Origin of the sequence: Nocardia thailandica NBRC 100428 (assembly GCF_000308795.1) — a bacterium.
GTDB lineage: Bacteria > Actinomycetota > Actinomycetes > Mycobacteriales > Mycobacteriaceae > Nocardia > Nocardia thailandica.
On sequence record NZ_BAGK01000058.1, the window covers coordinates 1 to 21,128 of the forward strand.

The 21,128-nt window shown below is 72.0% G+C and carries 23 protein-coding genes and 2 tRNA genes; 12 read left to right on the forward strand and 13 right to left on the reverse strand.

What is annotated here, in order from left to right:
- Window positions 1-3,470 (forward strand): beta-ketoacyl synthase N-terminal-like domain-containing protein (locus tag ON36_RS06070; protein ID WP_043648747.1); only part of this gene is annotated, 3,470 nt, incomplete at its 5' end.
- 11 nt (window positions 3,471-3,481) lie between these two features.
- Window positions 3,482-3,919 carry a holo-ACP synthase AcpS gene (gene acpS / locus ON36_RS06075; protein ID WP_043648750.1) on the forward strand — a complete coding sequence of 146 codons (438 nt, stop codon included), beginning with the start codon at window positions 3,482-3,484 and terminating at the stop codon, window positions 3,917-3,919.
- 22 nt (window positions 3,920-3,941) lie between these two features.
- On the opposite strand, the gene ON36_RS06080 is transcribed toward acpS, so the two are convergent.
- Window positions 3,942-4,562 carry a TetR/AcrR family transcriptional regulator gene (locus ON36_RS06080; protein ID WP_083884941.1) on the reverse strand — a complete coding sequence of 207 codons (621 nt, stop codon included), beginning with the start codon at window positions 4,560-4,562 and terminating at the stop codon, window positions 3,942-3,944.
- 416 nt (window positions 4,563-4,978) lie between these two features.
- Between ON36_RS06080 and ON36_RS06085 the strand changes: the two genes are divergently transcribed.
- Window positions 4,979-6,109: a hypothetical protein gene (locus tag ON36_RS06085; protein ID WP_043648755.1), complete on the forward strand. Its 1,131-nt coding sequence runs from the start codon at window positions 4,979-4,981 to the stop codon at window positions 6,107-6,109.
- A gap of 43 nt (window positions 6,110-6,152) precedes the next feature.
- On the opposite strand, the gene bcp is transcribed toward ON36_RS06085, so the two are convergent.
- Complete coding sequence (gene bcp, locus ON36_RS06090) at window positions 6,153-6,626, reverse strand: thioredoxin-dependent thiol peroxidase (RefSeq protein WP_043648843.1); 474 nt, start codon at window positions 6,624-6,626, stop codon at window positions 6,153-6,155.
- Between the two features lie 105 nt (window positions 6,627-6,731).
- Here bcp and ON36_RS33370 point away from each other — a divergent pair, with 105 nt between their 5' ends.
- Window positions 6,732-6,965: a DUF3618 domain-containing protein gene (locus ON36_RS33370; protein WP_245557930.1), complete on the forward strand. Its 234-nt coding sequence runs from the start codon at window positions 6,732-6,734 to the stop codon at window positions 6,963-6,965.
- 71 nt (window positions 6,966-7,036) lie between these two features.
- Here the strand turns inward: ON36_RS33370 and ON36_RS06100 are convergent, their stop codons facing one another.
- Entirely contained in the window at window positions 7,037-7,336 is a 300-nt protein-coding gene (locus ON36_RS06100; protein WP_043648757.1) for an excalibur calcium-binding domain-containing protein, read from the reverse strand.
- Between the two features lie 202 nt (window positions 7,337-7,538).
- Complete coding sequence (locus tag ON36_RS06105) at window positions 7,539-8,516, reverse strand: pirin family protein (RefSeq protein ID WP_043648759.1); 978 nt, start codon at window positions 8,514-8,516, stop codon at window positions 7,539-7,541.
- A 61-nt stretch (window positions 8,517-8,577) separates the two neighbouring features.
- Between ON36_RS06105 and ON36_RS06110 the strand changes: the two genes are divergently transcribed.
- The 3 genes from ON36_RS06110 to ON36_RS06120 all read left to right on the forward strand — a co-directional run bounded on the left by ON36_RS06110 (window position 8,578) and on the right by ON36_RS06120 (window position 10,786).
- Entirely contained in the window at window positions 8,578-9,042 is a 465-nt protein-coding gene (locus ON36_RS06110; protein ID WP_043648761.1) for a MarR family winged helix-turn-helix transcriptional regulator, read from the forward strand.
- 72 nt (window positions 9,043-9,114) lie between these two features.
- Window positions 9,115-9,930: a hypothetical protein gene (locus ON36_RS06115; RefSeq protein WP_157224798.1), complete on the forward strand. Its 816-nt coding sequence runs from the start codon at window positions 9,115-9,117 to the stop codon at window positions 9,928-9,930.
- Between the two features lie 52 nt (window positions 9,931-9,982).
- The gene (locus ON36_RS06120; protein WP_043648763.1) at window positions 9,983-10,786 is read left to right on the forward strand and encodes an alpha/beta fold hydrolase; all 804 of its coding nucleotides are present in this window, start codon (window positions 9,983-9,985) and stop codon (window positions 10,784-10,786) included.
- A 4-nt stretch (window positions 10,787-10,790) separates the two neighbouring features.
- Here ON36_RS06120 and ON36_RS06125 read toward each other — a convergent pair whose 3' ends face one another.
- Both ON36_RS06125 and ON36_RS06130 read right to left on the reverse strand, forming a co-directional pair.
- Entirely contained in the window at window positions 10,791-11,441 is a 651-nt protein-coding gene (locus ON36_RS06125) for a response regulator (RefSeq protein ID WP_043648766.1), read from the reverse strand.
- A complete protein-coding gene (locus tag ON36_RS06130; protein ID WP_043648768.1) occupies window positions 11,438-12,565 on the reverse strand; it encodes a sensor histidine kinase in 1,128 nt (375 codons plus the stop codon). Before ON36_RS06130 ends, ON36_RS06125 begins: the two co-directional genes overlap by 4 nt.
- Before the next feature lie 217 nt (window positions 12,566-12,782).
- Between ON36_RS06130 and ON36_RS06135 the strand changes: the two genes are divergently transcribed.
- From ON36_RS06135 to ON36_RS06150, 4 genes are all read left to right on the forward strand, one after another.
- Window positions 12,783-13,190, forward strand: a complete 408-nt coding sequence (locus ON36_RS06135; protein WP_043648771.1) for a DUF6223 family protein — start codon at window positions 12,783-12,785, stop codon at window positions 13,188-13,190.
- Between the two features lie 124 nt (window positions 13,191-13,314).
- Window positions 13,315-14,223 (forward strand): metal ABC transporter substrate-binding protein, encoded by a 909-nt coding sequence (locus tag ON36_RS06140; RefSeq protein WP_174377541.1) that lies wholly within the window; start codon window positions 13,315-13,317, stop codon window positions 14,221-14,223.
- A complete protein-coding gene (locus ON36_RS06145) occupies window positions 14,220-14,954 on the forward strand; it encodes a metal ABC transporter ATP-binding protein (protein ID WP_043648777.1) in 735 nt (244 codons plus the stop codon). Before ON36_RS06140 ends, ON36_RS06145 begins: the two co-directional genes overlap by 4 nt.
- A 14-nt stretch (window positions 14,955-14,968) precedes the next feature.
- The gene (locus tag ON36_RS06150) at window positions 14,969-15,835 is read left to right on the forward strand and encodes a metal ABC transporter permease (RefSeq protein WP_043648780.1); all 867 of its coding nucleotides are present in this window, start codon (window positions 14,969-14,971) and stop codon (window positions 15,833-15,835) included.
- 12 nt (window positions 15,836-15,847) lie between these two features.
- Here ON36_RS06150 and ON36_RS06155 read toward each other — a convergent pair whose 3' ends face one another.
- From ON36_RS06155 to ON36_RS06165, 3 genes are all read right to left on the reverse strand, one after another.
- Window positions 15,848-16,177, reverse strand: a complete 330-nt coding sequence (locus tag ON36_RS06155) for a hypothetical protein (RefSeq protein WP_043648783.1) — start codon at window positions 16,175-16,177, stop codon at window positions 15,848-15,850.
- A 93-nt stretch (window positions 16,178-16,270) separates the two neighbouring features.
- Window positions 16,271-16,894 carry a transglycosylase SLT domain-containing protein gene (locus ON36_RS06160; RefSeq protein WP_043648786.1) on the reverse strand — a complete coding sequence of 208 codons (624 nt, stop codon included), beginning with the start codon at window positions 16,892-16,894 and terminating at the stop codon, window positions 16,271-16,273.
- 571 nt (window positions 16,895-17,465) lie between these two features.
- Window positions 17,466-17,538 (reverse strand) — tRNA-Lys (locus ON36_RS06165).
- A 331-nt stretch (window positions 17,539-17,869) separates the two neighbouring features.
- Between ON36_RS06165 and ON36_RS06170 the strand changes: the two genes are divergently transcribed.
- Window positions 17,870-19,078 (forward strand): L,D-transpeptidase, encoded by a 1,209-nt coding sequence (locus tag ON36_RS06170; protein ID WP_043648789.1) that lies wholly within the window; start codon window positions 17,870-17,872, stop codon window positions 19,076-19,078.
- A gap of 74 nt (window positions 19,079-19,152) precedes the next feature.
- On the opposite strand, the gene ON36_RS06175 is transcribed toward ON36_RS06170, so the two are convergent.
- From ON36_RS06175 to orn, 4 genes are all read right to left on the reverse strand, one after another.
- Window positions 19,153-19,512: a hypothetical protein gene (locus ON36_RS06175; RefSeq protein ID WP_043648792.1), complete on the reverse strand. Its 360-nt coding sequence runs from the start codon at window positions 19,510-19,512 to the stop codon at window positions 19,153-19,155.
- Between the two features lie 100 nt (window positions 19,513-19,612).
- Window positions 19,613-20,230, reverse strand: coding sequence for a phosphoribosylanthranilate isomerase (locus tag ON36_RS06180; protein ID WP_043648794.1), 618 nt, complete (start codon window positions 20,228-20,230; stop codon window positions 19,613-19,615).
- A 90-nt stretch (window positions 20,231-20,320) separates the two neighbouring features.
- Window positions 20,321-20,396 (reverse strand) — tRNA-His (locus tag ON36_RS06185).
- A gap of 55 nt (window positions 20,397-20,451) precedes the next feature.
- Window positions 20,452-21,090 carry an oligoribonuclease gene (orn, locus tag ON36_RS06190; protein WP_043648795.1) on the reverse strand — a complete coding sequence of 213 codons (639 nt, stop codon included), beginning with the start codon at window positions 21,088-21,090 and terminating at the stop codon, window positions 20,452-20,454.
- Window positions 21,091-21,128: the final 38 nt, after the last annotated feature.

Here is a 21,128-nt window from a genome sequence, read left to right on the forward strand (position 1 = left end):
TGGACGCCGCCATCGACGCCGCCGTGCAGGCGGTCGCCGCGCGGCGCGGTGTCGCGGTCAGCCTGCCCGCGGCGGGCGGCGGCGCGGGCGGCACCGTGGACGCGGCGGCGCTCGGCGAGTTCACCGAGCAGATCACCGGCCGCGACGGCGTGCTGGCCACGGCGGCCCGGGTCATCCTCGACCAGCTCGGCCTCGCCGAGAAGGTCTCCGCGCCCGAGCTCACCCCCGACACCCTGGCCGACCTGGTCTCCGCCGAGCTCGGCAGCGACTGGCCGCGCCTGGTCGCCCCCGCGTTCGACGCCCGCAAGGCCGTCCTCATCGACGACCGCTGGGCCACCGCCCGCGAGGACCTGGCCCGCCTGTGGCTGGCCGACGACGCCACCAGCGCCGAACAGCCGGTCAGCGGCTACCTCGGCGCGGGCGAAGCGGTCGCCGCGCAGGCGAGCTGGTGGCGCCAGCGCGCCATGCACGAGGCCCGCTCGGTGCTGGCCGGCTACTACGGCCGCATCGCCGAGGCCGCGCGCGACACCAGCGAGCCCGGCGTCTGGTCCGACGACACGGCCGTGATCACCGGCGCCAGCAAGGGATCCATCGCGGCCGCGGTCACCGGCGAACTTCTCGCCGGCGGCGCGACCGTCGTGGTGACCACCTCGAACCTGGACCACAAGCGCCTGAGCTTCTACCGCGAGCTCTACCGCACCCACGCCCGCCACGGCGCGAAGCTGTGGGTCGTCCCGGCGAACATGGCCTCCTACACGGACCTGGACGCGCTGGTCGAGTGGGTCGGCAGCGAGCAGATCGACACCGCGGGCGGCGCCAAGACCAAGATCAAGGACGCGCTCACCCCGACCCTGCTGCTGCCCTTCGCGGCGCCGCGGGTCGCCGGTGACCTCGCCGACGCGGGCGCCCGCGCCGAGATGGAGATGCGGGTCCTGCTGTGGTCGGTCGAGCGGCTGATCGGCGGCCTGTCCGCCCTCGGCGCCGACCACGACGTCGACGCGAAACTGCATGTGGTGCTGCCGGGTTCGCCCAACCGCGGCCTGTTCGGCGGCGACGGCGCCTACGGCGAGTCCAAGGCGGCGCTCGACGCGGTGGTCGCCAAGTGGCGCGCCGAGAAGTCCTGGGCCGAGCGGGTCACCCTGGTGCACGCGCTGATCGGCTGGGTGCGCGGCACGGGCCTGATGGGTCACAACGACCCGATGGTCGAGGCCGTGGAGAAGGCGGGCGTGCAGACCTGGTCGACCACCGAGATGGCCGCCGAGCTGCTCAAGTGGTGCACCTCGCGTGCGCGCCAGGTCACCGTCACCGGGCCGCAGCAGATCGACCTCACCGGCGGCCTGGCCCGCGCCAAGCTGGACCTGCCCGCCCTGGCCAAGCAGGCACAGGAGGCCGCGGCGGCGGCCGAGCCGGAGACCGTCGACGTGCCGTCGATCCCGGCCCTTCCCGCGCCGCCGACCCTGAGTTCGGCGCTGCCGGTGCCCGAGTGGGGCGAGGTCACCGCCGACCTCGCCGACATGGTGGTCATCGTCGGCGCGGGCGAGCTCGGCCCCTACGGCTCGGCCCGCACCCGCTTCGAGATGGAGGTCGACGACCGCCTCTCCGCCGCCGGCGTGCTCGAGCTGGCATGGACCACCGGTCTGGTCCGCTGGGAGAACGAGCCCAAGCCGGGCTGGTACGACACCGAATCCGGTGACCTGGTCCCCGAATCGGAGATCGCCGACCGCTACCACGACACCGTCGTCGCCCGCTGCGGCGTGCGCCGGTACGAGGACGACGCGGCCATGGTCGACAACACCGCGCCGCTGCTGACCTCGGTGTTCCTCGACCAGGACCTGTCGTTCACCGTCGGCGGCGAGGCCGAGGCCCGCGCCTTCCACGCCGCCGACCCGGAGCACACCGTGATCACCCCCGTCGCCGACTCCGGCGACTGGACCGTGACCCGCAAGGCGGGCACCGAGATCCGCGTGCCGCGCAAGGCCAAGCTCTCCCGCGTCGTCGGCGGCCAGATCCCCACCGGCTGGGACCCCACCATCTGGGGCGTCTCCGCCGACATGGCCGCCTCCATCGACCGGGTCGCGCTGTGGAACATCGTCTGCACCGTCGACGCGTTCGTCGGCGCGGGCTTCAGCCCCGACGAACTCATGCGCTGGGTGCACCCGAGTCTGGTGGCCAACACCCAGGGCACCGGCATGGGCGGCATGTCCTCGATGCGCTCGCTCTACGTCGACAACCTGCTCGGCGAGCCGCGCCCGAACGACATCCTGCAGGAGGCCCTGCCCAACGTGGCCCTGGCGCACGTGGTGCAGTCCTACGTCGGGTCCTACGGTGCGATGGTGCACCCCGTCGCCGCCTGCGCCACGGCCGCCGTCTCGGTCGAGGAGGGCGTCGACAAGATCCGCCTCGGCAAGGCCGAGGTGGTCGTGGCCGGCGGCTTCGACGACCTCGGCATCGAGGGCATCGTCGGCTTCGGCGACATGTCGGCCACCGCCGACTCGGCCGCCATGCGCGCCAAGGGCATCGAGGACCGCTACTTCTCCCGGGCCAACGACCGCCGCCGCGGCGGGTTCGTCGAGTCCCAGGGCGGCGGCACGGTCCTGCTCGCCCGCGGTGACGTGGCCCTCGAACTCGGGCTGCCGGTGCTCGGCGTCGTCGCCTTCGCGCAGTCCTTCGCCGACGGCGTGCACACCTCGATCCCGGCGCCGGGACTGGGCGCCCTCGGCGCCGGTCGCGGCGGCAGCGGCTCGCGGCTGGCCGCCGAGCTGCGCAAGCTCGGCGTCACGCCGGACGACATCGCGGTGATCTCCAAGCACGACACCTCCACCGCGGCGAACGACCCCAACGAGTCCGAGCTGCACGAGCGCCTCGCCGGCGCGCTGGGCCGCACCGACGGCGCCCCGCTGTTCGTCGTCTCGCAGAAGTCGCTCACCGGCCACGCCAAGGGCGGCGCGGCGGCCTTCCAGCTCATCGGCCTGTGCCAGGTGCTCGAGCAGGGCGTCGTCCCGCCGAACCGCAGCCTGGACTGCGTCGACGAGAAGATGGCCCAGTACCCGCACCTGGTGTGGGCGCGTGAGGCGCTGCGCTTCGGCGACCGGTTCGCGCTCAAGGCCGGTCTGGTCACCTCGCTGGGCTTCGGGCACGTCTCGGGTCTGCTCGCGGTGGTCCACCCGCAGGCCTTCCTCGCGGCCGTGCCGTCGGAGCGCCGGGCCGACTACCAGGACCGCGCCCAGCAGCGTCAGCTGGCGGGCAGGCAGCGCTTCGCCGAGGCCATGTGCGGCGGCGGCGCGCTCTACGAGCGGCCCGCCGACCGGCGCCTCGGCGCGGACGGTACCCCGTCGGCCGAGATCCGGACCCGCGAAGCCGACATGCTGCTCTCGCCCGAGGCCCGCCTCGACGAGACCGGCGTGTACCGCGCGAGCGGATTCGGTTGCGGCACCGGCGAAGCGGCCACGGCCGCGGCGGCCGAGTCGTAGGCTCACCGTCTGTGACGATTCTGGGTATCGGTTTGGACGTGGTGACCATCTCCGAGTTCGCCGAACAGCTGCAACGCTCGGGGACCACCATGCTCCGCGAGAGCTTCACCGCCGGTGAACGCCGTTACTGCCAGAGCAAGGGCACCGACCCGGCCCGCTCCTTCGCCGCCCGCTGGGCGGCGAAGGAGGCGGTGCTCAAGGCGTGGGCGAGCTCGCGGTTCGCCCGCAGCCCGCAGATCGGCGACAACCCGTACCCGCTGATCGAGGTGGTGAACGACGCGTGGGGCAGGCCGAGCATCCGATTGCACGGCCTCGCCGCGGAATTCCTGCCGCGGGCCCGGGTGCACCTGTCGCTGACCCACGACGGCGACGTCGCCGCGGCGATGGTGGTGCTGGAGGACCCGGGTGAGCTGGCCGACCTGATCGAGGGTCGCGAGACCACCCGGTAGGAGAACGACGGATCGCGGATCGTCACCGTTCGGTGGCGGTCCGCGATTCCTTTTCCGCGACCAGCAGGTACGCGACCATCAGGCGCTTGAGCTCGGAGACCGCCTCGGCGGTGGTCTGCTCGTCCTGCACGGAGAAGTTGAGCATCGAATACACCACGTGCACGAGCACTTCGGCCATCATGGTGCGGCGGGCGCGCGGCGTGCGCGGGGTGAGCGGCCGCAGCATCTGCGACACGACCTCGGCGAACTCCTTCTCGTGGATCGCGCCGGTGGCCCGGGTCGAAGGGGTGGACTGCATGGCCAGCCACACCTCGCGGCGCGACGGGTCGGTCGTCCACAGGTTGGCCAGGTGGTCGACGAAGCTGTTCATGTGGCGCAGCCAGTCCAGCGAGGGCACCTCGCCGTGGAAGTCGGCCAGTTCCTGGGAGACGGCGACCAGGTCCTGGCGGTTCAGCTCGCAGACGATGACGTACTTGTTGGCGAAGAACTGGTAGAGGGTGCCGATGGGCACCTCGGCGCGCTGCGCCACTTCCTCGCAGGTGAACGACTCGAAGCCCACCTCGACCAGCAATTCCCGCGACGCGGCGAGCAGGGCGTCGAATTTCCGCTTGCTGCGTTCCTGGGTCGGCCGCTTGCGCGGCATCAGCTCCTGCGGATCGTCCTGCAGGTCCAGCGCCGGGTCGAGTCGGCGCTGCTCGGCTCTGGCCTGCGCATGTACTTCCACCCACCCAGGCTAGCGGTAGACCCATACCCGCGATGCATGCATGGTGCACCGCGTGTCCGAACGGTGTGAATTCCCACCCATCCGCGAGAGAACTCGTAGCGAACAACAATACGAGCGTGCGTGCACCCGCACGCGTCTTCGCGGTGTAGCCCGCGGCGGCCTGATCTCCGCCGCCGCCGGAACGGCACCGCAGCAGTTCGGCCACCCCGTCGGGGTCCCGGATGAGCCGGGGGCCCGGGGTTTTTCGATGAGTCGCGTCACGGAAGGCATGCGCTGTGGGAGCTGGATCTGTGGTAACTCTCGGCATCGGTACGGAGCGGGGGGCGGTCCACGCCGTGGCGCTGTCCGAGAGTGGGGACACCCTGGGCGACCGGCTGGTGCTGCGCCGCGCGGTCCCCGCGGGCGGCGACGGCCGCGCCGACCTGGCCGCCGCGGTCGAATCGGTGCTCGACACCATGGCCGCCGAACTCGAACCGGAGTACGAGATCGCGGGCACCGCGGTCACCTACCGCGACGCCGCCGAACGCCGCGCGCTGGTCACGCGGCTGGCGACCACCCGCTGGAACACCGCCTCGCTGGTGTCGGCCCGGTCGGCGCACCTCTATGTCGCCGGCGCGATGACCTGGCTGGACGAGTTCGAGAACCTGCTGGTCTGCGAGTCGGTGGCCGGGCACCAGGCGGTCACCCTGGTCGACGGCGGCCGCCGCCGGGTCCTGGCCGCCCACGCCCAGCCGGGCGCGCCGACCCCGGGCAGCCTGCACGCCGCCGTGTCGGCCGCGATGGATCAGATCGAGGCCGCCGCGGTCCGGCCGGACGCGGTGGTGCTGGTCGGCTCCGCCGCCGACGCGCCCGCGCTGCGTGAGGCGGTCGGCGCCTTCGGCGTGCCCGTGATCCCGTGCCGCATCGCGGCTTTCGCGCCCGCGGCAGGCGCCGCGCTGGTCGCGCTCGAGGACGTCGCCGAGGTGCCCTCGGTCGCGAGCAGGGGCGCGCGGCGCGGCACAGTGCTGCTGGCCGCGGCGGCCAGTGTGCTCGCGGGCGGGCTCGTGACCGGCGGGGCGCTCATGATCGACGGGGGCGCGCAGGTCGAGAAGACCGCCGTCTCGACCGACGCCGAGCACCAGCCCGGCGCGCACCCGGACCAGCGCAGGCCTGCCGCCGCCACGATCGCACCGCCCGTCCAGGAGGCCGCCGACAGCGGCTCCGGCGCGGGCGGCCTCGGCTCGGGCAGCGCCCTCGACGTGCACCCCGGCCAGCCGTTCACCGATCTGTCCCCGAACCCGCAGCAGGCCGACCCCGGCCAGTTCCCCCTGCAGTATCCGACCGAGCTCTACAGCGGCGCGCCGGGCGAGGGCGAGCCGCTGCCCCTGGAGCCCGCCACTCCCGGCGTGCAGCAGGCCCCGGCCTCGGTGCCGTTCATGCCCGGCTCGGGCGTCCCCACCCGTCTGGTGCCGAACGAGACGGACTGACCGGTGTCCCGGTGGGGTGCCGCGCACCCCACCGGAGCCGGGGTCACACGCCCAGGTCGCGGCGCAGTTTGGCGACGTGGCCGGTGGCTCGCACGTTGTACTGGGCCAGGGCGATCTTGCCCTCCTCGTCCACCAGGAACGTCGAGCGGATCACGCCGGTGACGGTCTTGCCGTACATCTTCTTCTCGCCGAAGGCGCCCCACGCGGTCAGCACCGCGCGGTCCGGGTCCGACAGCAGCGGGAAGGTCAGGCCCTCGTTGTCGCGGAACTTGGCCAGCTTGGCGGGCTTGTCGGGGGAGATGCCGAGGACGTCGATGCCCTCGCCACCGAGTTCGGCCAGGTTGTCGCGGAAATCGCAGGCCTGCTTGGTGCAGCCGGGCGTGCTCGCCGCAGGGTAGAAGTAGACGATCACCTTGCGGCCGCGATAGTCCGACAGCGACACGTCCTTGCCGTCGGCATCGGGCAGGGTGAAATCGGGTGCGGTGTCTCCGGGGGAGAGGCGATGGTTGTCGGTCACCACCGCACGGTATCCGAACGCCGCCCCGATTTCGTATGGATAGACTCGTGCGAGGCCCGCCGGGCGACCACGCCCGGCCGTCGGAGCCGACAAGGACTATGGGAGGTGACGGTGGCAAAGGACGACACCGCGCGGATCGAAAAAGAAATCGAGATCGCCCGTGACCGCCTGGCGAACACCCTGGACGAACTGGCCGTGCGCGCCAACCCGCAGCGCATCGCCGATGACACCAAGGCGCTGGTGGTCGCGAAGGTGAACGAGCCGAAGGTGAAGTACACACTCATCGGCGCGGGCGCGCTCGTCGTCGGCCTGGTCTTGATCAAGATCATCCGCCGCTGACGCGACAGAACGAGAAACGCCCCGATGGTTGTTCGAGAACCATCGGGGCGTTTCCGCGTCGTGGGGGTGGATCACACCGTGGGGCAGGCGAGCCCGTCGCCGTCCGGGTCCAGGTACGGCGCGTAGCCCGCCTCGCCGCGGAACAGCGGCGCGCGACCGGCGGCCTTGGCCTCGTCGCAGTTGCGGAAGGAACCACCGGCCGAGCCGGTCTGGGTCAGGCTGGCCGAACCGGTGGCACCCAGCGCCGCGTCCAGGCTGGACGAGCCGGTGCCCGACGAGCCGCTCGACAGCGGGTTGGCCATGGCGGAGGGGGCCGCGAGCAGGGTCATCCCTGCGGCGGCGGCGGCGATCGTGAGCCGGCGAACGTTCATGAATTCCTCTATGTCTGCTGCGGTTCGGATGTCGGCCCGGACACAACGGCCGGGCAACCGGAGTCCACTGTCGTGACGAGGGCCCGCGTTGTCAACCGCGGGCCCGCGCACGTCCTCCCGTGACCGCGGGTCGGTTATCGCCCCCTGGCCGCTTGCCCGTGATGTGCCGGCGCGGGCCGCGGATCGGTGGTCGGGCCGAACCTCATTCGCCGAGCCGTCGCCCGGCCAGGTGCTCGGCCGGGATGTTGCCCATGCGCCCGGCCTGGAAGTCCTCGATGGCGTCGATGATCTCCTGGCGGGTGTTCATCACGAACGGGCCGTACTGCACGACGGGTTCGCGCAGGGGCGCGCCGCCGAGCAGCAGCACCTCGAAATCGCCCGTGCCGGTGTGCTGCTCGTCGTCGGCGCGCAGCGTGATGGCGTCGCCCTTGCCGAAGACGACCAGGTCGCCCGCCGTGATCCGTCGGCCCTCGGTGCCTGCGGTGCCGCTGCCGGACAGGACGTAGGCCATGGCGGTGAAGTGGGTCGGCCACGGGGTCTCGAGCAGCCCGCCGGGGGTGATCGAGGCGTGCGCGTAGGCGATCGGGGTGTAGGTCGAGCCCGGCCCGGCGAAGCCGCCGACCTCGCCGGCGATGAGCCGGACCAGCGCGCCGCCGTCGTGCGAGCTGACCAGGGTCAGTTCGCCGCCGCGCAGATCCTGGTAGCGCGGGGTGGCGAACTTCATGGCGCGCGGCAGGTTCACCCACAGCTGGATGCCGTGGAAGGTGCCGCCGGAGATCACCAGCTTCTCCTCGGGCAGTTCGTCGTGCAGGATGCCCGATCCGGCGGTCATCCACTGGGTGTCGCCCGCGCCGATGGTGCCGCCGCCGCCGTGCGAGTCGTGGTGGACCATCGACCCGTCGATCATGTACGTGACGGTTTCGAAGCCGCGGTGCGGGTGCCAGGGCGCGCCCTTGGCCTCCATCGGCTCGTAGGTGACCGGGCCCATCTGGTCGAGCAGGATGAACGGATCGGCCGAGCGGAGGTCGACCGAGGGGAACGGGCGGGTGACCTCGAAGCCCGCGCCCTCGCGCTGCCGCTGTCCGGTCGCGACCTGGCGGACCGGGCGCTGGGTCGCGGTGACGTCCGGGCGGGGCAGCCGGGGCAGCACCATGATGTCGTCGACGGTGATGGCGGGCATCGGGACCTCCTGGGAAGTATTTGGTGTCCATGTCAACCAAACCTTCGCTAGGATCATTCCCGTGGTCCGGTGGTTGTCCGAAGAAGAGCAGAAGACCTGGCAGGCCTACATCGCCCTGCGCCAGCGGCTGGACGCCGCGCTCGCGGCGGGGCTGTCGGCGTCGGGATTGTCCATGGCCGACTACGAGCTGATGGTGCCGCTGTCGGCCGCGCCGGGCGGATGCCTGCGCGCGAAGGACCTCGCCGCCGAGGTGTGCTGGGACAAGTCGCGGCTGTCCAAGCAGCTCGCGCGCATGGCCGCGCGCGGGCTGGTCGACCGCCGCCCCGCCGCCGACGACGCGCGAGGCATCGTGGTCTCCCTGACCGAGACCGGCCGCGGCGTGCTCGAACGTGCCGCGCCCGAGCATGTGGAACTGGTGCGCGAACTGTTCGTCGACCGGCTGACCGAGGACGAGGGCGCCGCGCTGCGCACGCTGTCGGCGAAGGTGGTCGGCGAGGCCGAGCGGCGGACGGAAATGCCTGGTTAACAGCGACGTTCGGGCGCTCGATTCCCTGTGGAGAGGTCGGGACCGGAGTTCGCTCGGTGGAGGTGGGGCACGATGTTCGGTTCGGTGCGGTGGGTCGCGGTGATCGGCGCCGCGTGCGCGGTGTTGCTCGCGGGGTGCTCGGAGGCGGCGTCGCCGCCCGCGGCGCCGGGGACCACGACGGCCCCGGGTGCGGCGAACCCGTCGGCCACGGCCGGACCCGAGCCGACGGCCACGACCGCGCCGCCCGGCTCGCCGACGGCCGCGACGACCCCGGCGACTGCACCGGTAACCGCGTCGCCGGGCACCGCGACACCCGCCCCGCAGGCGACCGCCGTGGTGACCCTCGTCGCGGTCGACGCCGCCGGGCGCCCCGCCGACGGCTTCACCCTGCCCGATCCGACCCCGGTCAGCACGCTGAACTGCGCGGATCCCGCGCCCAGCCGCTCGGCGACCACGGCGGGCGTCTATCACTGCGGGCCGTCGGCCGCCGCGGCCGACGTGTGCTGGCCGACCCCCGACCGGCAAGGGCTGCTGTGCGCGGGCGATCCGTGGCAGCGCACGCTGCGCGCCTACTCCGTCGACCCCGCGCTGACCGCCGTGGGGCGGACGGCGTCGCCCGAGCCGTGGGCGCTCGAGCTCGCCGACGGCAGGCAGTGCCGGATCCGCGTCGGCGGCGCCTGGGGCGGGCGGGCCGACGGCCTGGTCGGCGCCTATTCCTGCTCCGGTGGTCACGACGTGGTGCTGCAGCAGGTGGACGCGCGCACCGCGATCGACACCTCGTCGAGCACCTGGACGGTCGCCGTCGGCCCGCTCGGGTCCGGGGCGCCGGAATTCCCGCCGCCGGCCACCGTGGCCGTGCGGACCGCCTACTTCGCCGCGGCCTCCTGAGCGGGCCGCCGCCGGGTCCGCGCGGCGGCGGAGGTGCCGTAGGCTGCGCGCCATGGCTCTCCTCTCGCTCAACGGCATCACGCTGAACGTCGACGTCACCGGGTCCGGACCGCTGGTCGTGCTGGTGATGGGGACCGGCAGCCCGGGGCGCGTGTGGAAGAGCTACCAGGTCCCCGCGCTGGTGAAGGCCGGATTCCGGGTCGCCACATTCGACAACCGTGGCATCGCGCCCTCGTCGGAGTCGGCGGGCGGGATCACCGTGGCCGACATGGTCGCCGACACCGCCGCGCTGATCGAGCACCTCGGCGCGCCCGCGCACGTGGTCGGCACCTCGCTCGGTTCGCGGGTGGTCGCCGAGCTGGCCCTGGCCCGGCCCGAACTGCTCGGCAAGGCGATCATGCTGGCGGGCACCGCCCGCCCGGCCCCGGTGACCACCCTGCTCAACAAGGGCGAACAGGCGCTCTACGACAAGGGCATCGAGCTGCCCGCCGAGTACTCCGCCGCCGTCAAGGCCATGCTGAACCTGTCGCCGCACACCCTGGCCGATCCCGTCAAGGCGCAGGAATGGCTCGACATCTTCGAATTCACCTCGGGCAAGGGCACTCCCGGCACCCGGGCCCAGCTCGGGCTCGACCGCAGCCAGGACCGGCGCGCCGCCTACGCCGGCATCCGGGTGCCCAGCCTGGTGGTCGGATTCGCCGACGACCAGATGGTGCCGCCGCGGTTCTGCCGCGAGGTCGCCGAGGCGATCCCGGGCGCGCGCTACCTCGAGCTGGAGCGGTGCGGTCACTACGGCTACCTCGAACGGCCGGACGAGGTCAACCGCGTCCTCGTCGAGTTCCTCGCCGGCGCCTGACCGTTCAGCCGGGGACGACCAGCCCGGTCTCGTAGGCGAAGACGACGAGCTGGGCGCGGTCGCGCGCGCCCAGCTTCGTCATGGCACGGTTGACGTGGGTCTTCGCGGTCAGCGGGCTGATGACCAGCCGCGCGGCGATCTCGTCGGTGGACAGTCCCTGGGCGACCAGCACGACCGCCTCGCGCTCGCGGGCGGTGAGCTCGGCGGGGCCGCGGCCGCCCACGCGCGGCCGCGCGACGAAGCGGTCGATGAGCCTGCGGGTGAGCGCGGGCGCGAGCAGCGCGTCCCCGCGCGCGGCCACCCGGACCGCGTGCAGGAAGTCCTCGGCGCGGATGTCCTTGACGAGGAACCCGGCCGCGCCCGCGCGCAGCGCGTCGTAGACGTATTCGTCGAGCCCGTAGTTGGTCAGCATCACCACGTGCACGTCCGACAGTTCCGGATCGGCGGCGATGCGCCGCACGGTCTCGATCCCGTCCAGGACGGGCATCTGGATGTCGAGCAGCGCCACGTCGGGCCGGCACGCGCGGGCCGCCGCCAGCGCCTCCGCGCCGTCGCCCGCCTCGGCGACGACCTCGATGTCGTCCTCGAGGTCGAGCAGGGCGCGGAAACCGCTGCGGATGAGGGGCTGGTCGTCGGCCAGCAGGACCCGGATCACGACGCCGGGTCCACGGGCAGGACGGCCTCGACCCGGAAGCCGTCGCCGCGCGGGGCGGCGTGCAGGCGCCCGCCGAGCGCGTGCACCCGTTCCCGCATGCCGAGCAGGCCGGCGCCCGCCGTGGCGGCGGTGTGCGCGCCGCGCGGGTCGTCCCGGCCCGCCGGCGCGGCGGGCCCGTCGTCGTCGACCCGCACGACGAGTTCGCCGGGGCCGTAGGCGAGCCGGACGTCGACCGCGCCGCCGCGGGCGTGCCGGGCGGCGTTGGTGAGGGCCTCCTGCACGATCCGGAAGACGGTGCGGTCCACGGCGACCGGCAGCGTCCGCGGCGTCCCGGTGACGGTCAGCGCGGCGTCGAGGCCGGCGGCCCTCGCCCGGTCGAGCAGATCGGGGACCCGCGCCGACCCCGGGCGCGGTGCGGTGTCGTCGTCGCGCAGGGCGTCGAGGGTGGCGCGCAGTTCGCGGGCCGCCTCGCGCCCGGCGTCGCGGATGGCCAGCAGCGCCGCGGGCACGTCCTCGCCGCGGCGGCGGGCGACGTGCACGGCGGCCTCGGACTGCACGGTGATCACCGAGATCTGGTGGGTGAGCGAATCGTGCAGTTCGCGGGCGATGTGCAGGCGTTCCTCGCCCGCGCGGCGGCGCGCGGTCTCCTCCCTGCTGCGTTCGGCCTCGTCCGCGCGGCGCTCGGCCTGGCGCAGCGCCTCGCCCGCCGCCCCCGCGGCGACGAGCCACGCGATCTCCAGCGCGCCGCGCGCCTGCGCGGCGGCGGCAGGCAGGTCGCGCAGGGAGACGAGCACCGCAAGGGGCAGCGCGGCCAGCAGCGCGACCGACGCGCCCGCGGTGGTCCACCGATGGCCCGCCCGGACCGCCGCGTAGACCGCGAACAGGAAGGACACGGCGGGCACGTCGAAGCCTGCGGCCTGCCAGCCGAGCGCACACATCCCCGTCACGGCCAGGACCGTGAGCGGCGCGCGCCGCCGGAAGAACAGGGCGAGCCCGCTCGCCGCCAGCAAGGCGTATCCGGCCGGGAGCGCGGCCGCCCCGGTGTGCTGGGTGACCCCGGTGAGCACCAGGGCGGCCGCCACGCCGACGGCGATCACCGCGTCCACGACCGTGCCCCTGCTCATCTCCCCGACTCTAGCCAGCGCGGCCCGGGTGGGAATCCTTTCGTCGCGGTATCCGCCGCCCTACCGCGCCCGTGGTAGCAGGCGGCCCGGCGGCGGTAGGCGGCCGAGCACGCCGCGCCGGCGGCGGCAGCGCGGAATGTCCACGACGGCACGATGTTCCGCCGCCGGTGCGCGGGCCATGCTCGATACGTCATCGGCACCGTCGAAGGAGCAGCACATGTCCGGTCTCCGTCTTCTGACTCCCGTCCTCACGGTGGCGGCCCTGTCCGCCTTCGCGCCCACCGCGCACGCGGCGACCGAGCGGCTCGGCGCCGACGCCTACGGGCTGACCGCCGACCGCCTCGTGGCGACGACCTCGGCGTTCGTCGCGCTGGCCGGGGTGATCGTCGGCGTCCGCGCCCTCGCTCGCCCCGGCGGCCGGCTCGTCGCCGGTCGGCGCGGCGCCGCGATCACCCTGGTGGCGGGGCTGGTCGGGGTAATGGTCGGCGCCTGGATCGTGGGGACCGCCGACGGCGGGCTCGGGACGGGCAACGGGATCGCCGGCGGCTACCTCGCGATCGCGCTGGGGCTGGGGAGCCTCGCGTCGGGCGGCCTCGTCCTGCGCCGGGCGCGCGCGGCCCGGTGAGGTACCTACCGGTCGGCCCATTGTGTGGACTCCCGGACCGATCTGTTCCCAGTTTGCCAACTTGTAAGTTCGGTTGACCGAACTTACCCTGGGAAGGGTGAGGGATCGGCTCGGAACAAGGTCTGTGCGGCGACTCGCCGCGGCGTGCGCGGTGTCGGCGCTGGCGTTCACGCTCACGGCGTGCGGGGTGACCCTGGGGGAGGACGACGACCGCCCGGTCGTGCTCACCACGTTCACCGTGCTGGCCGACATCGCGCGGAACGTCGCGGGGGACCACCTGAAGGTCGAGTCGATCACCAAGGCGGGCGCCGAGATCCACGGCTACGAGCCGACCCCGGGCGACATCAAGAAGGCCGCCAAGGCCGATCTCATCCTCGACAACGGCATGAACCTCGAGGCGTGGTTCGCGCAGTTCGTCGCCGACCTCGACGTGAAGCACGTCGTGGTCAGCGACGGCGTCGCGCCGATGCCGATCGCCGAGGACGCCTACCAGGGCAAGCCCAACCCGCACGCCTGGATGTCGCCGCTGAACGTGACGACCTACGTCGACAACATGGTCCGCGCGTTCGCCGAGCTCGCCCCGGCGCACGCGGGCGACTTCACCGCGCGCGGCGAGGCCTACAAGACCGAATTGCGGTCCGTGCACAGGGAACTGGTCGACCGGCTGGCCGCCTTGCCCGACCGGCAGCGGGCGCTGGTCAGCTGCGAGGGCGCCTTCTCCTACCTGGCCCGCGACGCCGGTCTCACCGAGAAGTACATCTGGGCGGTCAACGCCGAACAGCAGGCGACGCCGCAGCAGATCGGCTCGGCCATCGACTTCGTGCGCGCGCGGCAGGTGCCCGCCGTGTTCTGCGAGTCGACGGTGTCCGACGCGCCGATGCGCCGGGTCGTCGAGGCGACCGGGGCGCGGTTCGGCGGCGTCCTCTACGTCGACTCGCTCTCCGAGGCCGACGGGCCGGTGCCGACCTACCTCCAGCTCATCCGCCACGACACCGCCACCATCGGCAAGGCACTCACCGGAGGTACGCCGTGAACACGCCCGTCGTCGAGATCGCCGATGTCACCGTGCATTACGGCGACGTGCTCGCCCTGGACGGGGTCGACCTCACGCTGAAGTCCGGGCGGGTCTGCGGGCTCATCGGCATGAACGGCTCGGGCAAGTCCACGCTGTTCAAGACGATCATGGGCCTGGTCAGACCCGATCACGGGAGCGTCGCCATCAACGGTGTCGCCCCGGCCGCGGCGCGCAGATCCGGTGTGCTCGGCTATGTTCCGCAGTCCGAGGACGTCGACTGGACCTTCCCGATCTCGGTGCGCGAGGTCGTGATGACCGGCCGCTACGGCCACATGGGTCTCACCCGCCGCCCGCGCCGGGCCGACCGCGAGGCGGTGGCCGAGGCCCTGGACCGCGTCGAACTCACCGACCTGGCCGACCGGCAGATCGGGCAGCTCTCCGGCGGCCAGCGCAAGCGCGCCTTCGTCGCCCGCGGTATCGCCCAGGGCGCCACCGTCATGCTGCTCGACGAGCCGTTCGCCGGGGTCGACAAGCGCTCGGAGGCCACCATCACCGCGCTGCTGCGCGACCTGGCCGCCGGCGGGGCGACGGTGCTGGTGTCGACCCACGACCTGCACGCGCTGCCCGGCCTGGCCGACGAGGCGGTGCTGCTCATGCGCACGGTCCTCGAACACGGCGACCCCGAGGTGGTGCTGAGCCCGGAGAACCTGGCCCGCGCCTTCGGCCTCGACGTCATGAACCGCGACTGACCACGGGGAAGCAGATGAACCTCCTGGATATCCTCCTCGACCCGCTGAACTACGCGTTCATGGAACGGGCGCTGATCACCACCGTCGTCGCCGCCGCGGTCTGCGCGGTGCTCTCGTGCTGGCTGGTGCTCATCGGCTGGTCGCTCATGGGCGACGCCGTCTCGCACGCGGTGCTGCCGGGCGTGGTGCTCGCCTACATCCTCGGCTGGCCGTTCGCCGTCGGCGCGGTGATCTTCGGCTTCCTCGCGGTCGCGCTGATCGGGGTGGTGCGCGACACGAGCCGGGTCAAGGAGGACGCGGCCATCGGCATCGTGTTCACCACGCTGTTCGCCTTCGGCCTCGTGCTCGTGTCGGTGACGCCGAGCCAGACCGACCTCAACCACATCGTCTTCGGCAACCTGCTCGGCGTCAGCCGGGGGGAGATGACCCAGATCCTGGTGCTGGCCGGATTCGTGCTGGCGGTGCTGCTGCTGAAGCGCCGCGACTTCACCCTCTACGCCTTCGACCCGACCCACGCGCACGCCATCGGCCTGAACACCCGGCTGCTGAGCACCGCCCTGCTCGGCCTGCTGGCGCTGACCTCGGTGGTCGCGCTGCAGGCGGTGGGTGTGGTGCTGGTGGTGGCGATGCTGATCATCCCGGGCGCCACCGCCTACCTGCTCACCGACCGGTTCGGCCGGATGCTGGTCATCGCGCCCGCGATCTCGGTGGCCTGCGCGGTGGCCGGGCTCTACATCAGTTACTACGCCGACACGGCGGCGGGCGCGATGGTGGTGGTCACGCAGGGGGTGGCCTTCACCGTCGTGTACCTCTTCGCCCCGCGCCACGGGCTGCTGGGCCGACGGATCTTCGCGGCCCGCCGCGCGAAGGTCGCCGCCTGAGCGGTTCGGCGGTCAGGACTCGTTCCACGGCGTCACCGGCGGTTTGATCCACAGGATCTTCTCCGCGGCGTGCGCGCGGACCGCGGCCGGATGATCGGGATGCCGTAGCGCCCAGGCGTCCTTGGTGTCGAGCAGGCCGGCGACGACCCGCCAGGTTTCCCCGGTGCTCGGCGGATTGGTCTCGGCCGCGCGGGCCAGCTTGCGCAGCACGGGCGCGGGGAGCGCGGCCAGTTCGCTCGCGGAGATGTCGCGGTCCCACAGGTAGGCCGCCAGCCGCCGGGCCTTCGCGGCGCGGCCCGCGTTGGCCGCGTCGGAGTGGGCGTGGTCGGAGCTGTCGGGCACCGGCCCGATTCTACGGCGAACGCCCGCACTCCGGTCCTCGTCGACCGGTGTGCGGGCGTCCACCCGGGTAAGGCTGGTGCCGTGCCCCCGCGCTCAGTAGGCGCTGTTCACGTTGTCCATGGAGCCGTAGCGGTGCGCGGCGTAGTTGCACGCGGCCGCGATGTTGGACACCGGGTTCCAGATGTCGAAGGGGGTGCCCTCGACGTGGTAGGCGGCGAAGGTCGGGTCGATCACCTGGAGCAGGCCCTTGGAGGGGATGCCCATCGCGGCGTTGGAGTCCCAGAGGTTGATCGCCTGGGGGTTGCCGGTCGACTCGCGCATGATGTTGCGGTAGATGCCGTCGTAGCTGGCGGGGATGCCCTTGGCGTTCAGGATGTCGAGGGCCTCGCGGATCCAGCCGTCCAGGTTGTCGGGGTACTGCGGCGCCGGGGCGGGCATCGGCGCGGGCGCCGGCTCCGGGGCGGGCGCGGGGGCCGGGATGGCCTCGGCGACCGGGGCGGCCTGCGGCGCGCCGACGGCGGGCACCTCGGCGGCGGCGACGGTGCGCTGCTCGGCGGCGGCCATGGTCACGCCGGAGTCGACGGTGTTGTCGGCCAGGGCGACCACACCGGCGGAGAAGACGGAGATGATGGCGGTCGAGGCGGCCGCGATGGTGACGGCCTCACGCACGGTGCGGCGGCCGAAGAACTTGATGGTGCGTGTGTCGCTGTCAGACATGGCTTTTTTCGTTCCTTCATCGTGTATCCGGCGGCTCACGGCCCGGTTGTGGGCACGGGGGAACCGCTCGGCGCACGGCAATGGCCGCGCCGCCGTAGAGGCGATGTGTTGTTTCTCGTGTAGGCGTGCGACCATGGATGAGGACCGGGCGCTCTGGGGCGTCCCGCCTGGCGTCGCACGATGCTCCACAGCTGGCTGCGGGGAGACAGGCGCTTTGTCCGGATGATTCCGAACCGCTGGTCTGTTTCTGACCTGATGACAGAATGGTCACGGAAGGTTAACGGAAGGTGAACAGAACCTGAGCTGAAACGCTCAGTCGATCTTGGTCGCCGGACACCGTGGTTGCGGAATCGTTATCTACGCGGGGAGTTTGCCGAGCGTGCCGCTGTGCCGGGCGTCACAGTAATTTTCTGGCGAAGATCGCGATCAGGAGGTTTCGGAGCCCCGATCTCTGGGAAACGGACCCCTCGCGCGCGCCCGGCTGTTACCCGGCGGAGACCCCCGGGGGACCCCTGGAGACCCCCTGGTAAAGCGAAAGTCCCGGCAGTCGTGACTGCCGGGACTTGCTGTGTGCGCCATCAGGGACTCGAACCCCGAACCCGCTGATTAAGAGTCAGCTGCTCTGCCAATTGAGCTAATGGCGCTTGTTTGCCCTCGGTTCGCGGCGCTTCGTGAGGGCCTCTCGGCTCTCTCTCCGGCCCCGCTCTCCGGTGCGGTGTAAACATTAACAGGACCTACCGCAGAAAGTGAAATCGGGCGCTGACCAGCGGGAATGTCGACCCCTCGGCCGTGTTAACACTTCGGCGCCCGGATCGGATCTAACGATTGTGATGCCCGTCGTGTCACCGCCACATTGCGTTGGAGCGGGCATCGGGGGCTGGCAGAATGACTACGACGACGATCTCGACCGACCTCGGCGACGCGGGACCAAGGCTCGAGGCGACACGTCATGTCGGTGTGAGAAACGGGGTTGAGATGGGCTACCAACGGGGGCGACGGAGGTCGCTGCGCGCGATCGCGCCGATCGCGCTTGCCGCTGTCGTCGCGCTTGGTGCGTCGGCGTGTTCGACCGGGGAGGGGGTCGGCGCGGACGTCGCGATCGACCGTAACCCGATCACCGAGCTGATCAAGCCCAAACTGGTGTCCACGATCAAGGACGGTCAGGTCGGGGTCTCGCCGGGGATGCCGCTGGCCTTCCAGGTCGAGGACGGCACCTTCACCAAGGTCACCCTCGCCAACGCCCAGGACAAGGCCGTGCAGGGCAAGCTGTCCGCCGACGGCCGCTCCTGGGAGACCACCGAGGTCCTCGGCTACGGGAAGACCTACCGGCTCTCCGCCGAGGCGATCGGTCTCGGCGGCGCGAACTCGACCACGCTGAGCTTCACCACCAGCTCGCCCAACAACCAGACCAAGCCGTACCTGATGCCGGGCGAAGGGGAGGTCGTCGGCATCGGCCAGCCGGTCGCGGTGCAGTTCGACGAGAACATCCCGAACCGCCGGGCGGTGCAGGAGGCCATCAAGATCACCACCGACCCGCCGGTCGAGGGCGCGTTCTACTGGGTCAACAACCGCGAGGTGCGGTGGCGTCCGGAGAACTTCTGGAAGCCCGGCACCAAGGTGAACATCGAGGTGAACGTCTACGGCAAGGACCTCGGCAAGGGCGTCTACGGCCAGGACAACATCAGCTCGCACTTCACCATCGGCGACGCGGTGATCTTCACCGCCGACGACAACACCCACCAGGTGGTGGTGGAGCGCAACGGCGAGGTCATCAAGACCATGCCGACCTCGATGGGCAAGGACTCCACGCCCACCGACAACGGGATCTACATCGTCGCCGACAAGCACGAGAAGATCATCATGGACTCCTCGACCTACGGCGTCGCGGTCAACTCGGCCGACGGCTACCGGACCCCGGTCGACTACGCGACCCGGATCTCCTACAGCGGCATCTTCTTCCACTCCGCGCCGTGGTCGGTCGGCCAGCAGGGCTACTCCAACTCCAGCCACGGCTGCCTGAACCTGAGCCCGGCCAACGCGCAGTGGGTCTTCGAGAACGCCAAGCGCGGCGACATCACCATCGTCAAGAACACCGTGGGCAACACGCTTTCGGGCGTGGACGGCCTCGGCGACTGGAACATCCCGTGGGCGCAGTGGAAGGCGGGCAACGCCGACGCCCCCTGATCGGGCGCCGAACACGCGAGGGGCCACCGGGACGCGATGTCCCGGTGGCCCCTCGCTCGTCGTGCCGCGGCGGCTCAGTTGCCCGGCACGTTGCGGCAGTCCATCATCGCCTCGCCCGCCACGGCCAGCGCGCTGCCGAGCGCGCCGCAGAGGATGCGGCCGCCGAAGAGCAGCCGGTCGAGGTTGGGGACGCCGAACGAGCCGTTGCCGGACGAGCCGGTGGTCTCGAAACCGGTCACCGAGCCGCTCTGCGCCGAGCCGGAGCCGGCGGGCAGTTCGCTGGGTACCTCGAGGCCCGCGGTGTCGGTGGCGGTCCCCTCCCAGGGGGTCAGCGGTAGGCCGGTGCCTGCCTGCGGCGCGGCGGTGGCGGCCCCGGCGGGGCCGAGGATCGTGGCGCCTGCGAAGGCGGCCACGACGAGGGTCGAACGCTTCATCGATGGTCTTTCCGGGTCGAGCGGCTCGCGTCGGCGAGGAAGAGAGCTACCGCACAGTAGGGCGGCCGTCCAGACTATAGCCGCTCGATTGTGATTCCGGTCATCGTTCCAGCGTCCGGGCGCCGCGGGCGGCGTCGAGGAAGGCGCGGACCCGGTCGTGGTCCTTCACCCCGGGGGCGGACTCCACGCCGCTGGACACGTCGACGCCCCACGGGTCGGCCGCGGCGACGGCCTCGGCCACGTTCCCGGGGTTCAGCCCGCCCGCCAGCAGCCAGTTGCCGACGGGGCGGCGCGCGCGCAGCGCGGACAGGTCCCAGCGCTCCCCGGAGCCGGGCCTCGGCGCGTCGAGCAGGATCAGTTCCTCGTCCCAGGCGCCGACGGTGAGATCGGGATCCTCGGCCAGGGAGGTGGCCCGCCACAGCCGCGGGAAGATCGCGCGGGCGGCGGCGAAGTCGGCGCGGGTGTAGGGGCCGTGCAGCTGCAGGACCGCGACGCCGAGCCGCCCGGCGATCTCGGCGGCCTCGGCGGCAGGGGTGTCGTTGACCACCAGGACGGTGTCGACCCGGTCGCGGACGGCCGCCACGATCGGGGCGGCCTCGGCGAAGGTGCGTCGGCGCGGGCTGGTCCGGCTCATCACCACGCCGACCGCGTCGGCGCCCGCCGCGACCGCGACCTCGGCCGCCGCGACGGTGTCGAGACCGCACACCTTGACATACATCCGCGCCTCCTGGGGCTCACCGGGACCGTCGGGCCCGGGAAACGGAAAAGGACCGAATCTCACCGGGGCGAGATTCGGTCCTTGACCACATGGGGTGAGTGACGGGACTCGAACCCGCGACAGCCAGGATCACAACCTGGTGCTCTACCAACTGAACTACACTCACCATCGCCGGTGAATCACCGGCGCGATAGATATTAGCGTGAAGTCACCCGTAGTCCCTAATCCGCAGGTCGGGGGCTCGATCCGGTGACATCCACGGCCGCGGTGACCGCCTCGGCGGCCGCGCTGATCTCCGAGGTCGAGGGCCCGGGCAGCGGCACGAACGCGGTGCGCCGGTAGTACTCCAGCTCCCGGATCGACTCCTTGATGTCGGCCAGCGCGCGGTGCGCCAGGCCCTTCTCCGGCTGGCCGAAGTAGATCCGCGGGTACCAGCGGCGGCACAGTTCCTTGATCGAGCTGACGTCGACCATGCGGTAGTGCAGGTGGGCGTCGAGTTCGGGCATGTCGCGGGCGATGAACGCGCGGTCGGTGGCGATGGAGTTGCCGCACAGCGGCACCGTGCGCGCGGTCGGCGCGTACCGGCGGATGTATTCGAGGACCTGCTGCTCGGCCTCGGCGACCGAGACGGCCGAGCGCCGGACCTCTTCGGTCAGGCCGGATTTCGCGTGCATCTCGGTGACCACCGGCGGCATGGCCGCGAGCGCGGCGTCGTCGGCGTGGATGACGATGTCGACACCGTCACCGAGAATGTTGAGGTCGCTGTCGGTTACGAGTGCGGCCACCTCGATCAGCTTGTCGCTGTCCAGGCGCAGGCCCGTCATCTCGCAATCCATCCACACCAGGAGCTTGTCCGTCACCCGAGCAACCCTAACGGGGCCGTCGCGGGCGGGCCGGA

Bases quoted from the DNA above. Each gene is read 5' to 3' on its own strand.
- ON36_RS06105 (WP_043648759.1), bottom strand. From the start codon at position 8,516: ATGCCCGCCATCACCGTCGACGACATCATGGTGCTGCCCCGGCTGCCC.
- ON36_RS06080 (WP_083884941.1), bottom strand. From the start codon at position 4,562: ATGCCGCGCAAGCGGCCGACCCAGGAACGCAGCAAGCGGAAATTCGAC.
- ON36_RS06115 (WP_157224798.1), top strand. From the start codon at position 9,115: ATGTTCGGTTCGGTGCGGTGGGTCGCGGTGATCGGCGCCGCGTGCGCG.
- ON36_RS06150 (WP_043648780.1), top strand. From the start codon at position 14,969: ATGAACCTCCTGGATATCCTCCTCGACCCGCTGAACTACGCGTTCATG.
- ON36_RS06180 (WP_043648794.1), bottom strand. From the start codon at position 20,230: ATGTATGTCAAGGTGTGCGGTCTCGACACCGTCGCGGCGGCCGAGGTC.
- ON36_RS06135 (WP_043648771.1), top strand. From the start codon at position 12,783: ATGTCCGGTCTCCGTCTTCTGACTCCCGTCCTCACGGTGGCGGCCCTG.
- ON36_RS06130 (WP_043648768.1), bottom strand. From the start codon at position 12,565: ATGAGCAGGGGCACGGTCGTGGACGCGGTGATCGCCGTCGGCGTGGCG.
- ON36_RS06170 (WP_043648789.1), top strand. From the start codon at position 17,870: ATGGGCTACCAACGGGGGCGACGGAGGTCGCTGCGCGCGATCGCGCCG.
- ON36_RS06120 (WP_043648763.1), top strand. From the start codon at position 9,983: ATGGCTCTCCTCTCGCTCAACGGCATCACGCTGAACGTCGACGTCACC.
- ON36_RS06160 (WP_043648786.1), bottom strand. From the start codon at position 16,894: ATGTCTGACAGCGACACACGCACCATCAAGTTCTTCGGCCGCCGCACC.
- ON36_RS06175 (WP_043648792.1), bottom strand. From the start codon at position 19,512: ATGAAGCGTTCGACCCTCGTCGTGGCCGCCTTCGCAGGCGCCACGATC.
- ON36_RS06100 (WP_043648757.1), bottom strand. From the start codon at position 7,336: ATGAACGTTCGCCGGCTCACGATCGCCGCCGCCGCCGCAGGGATGACC.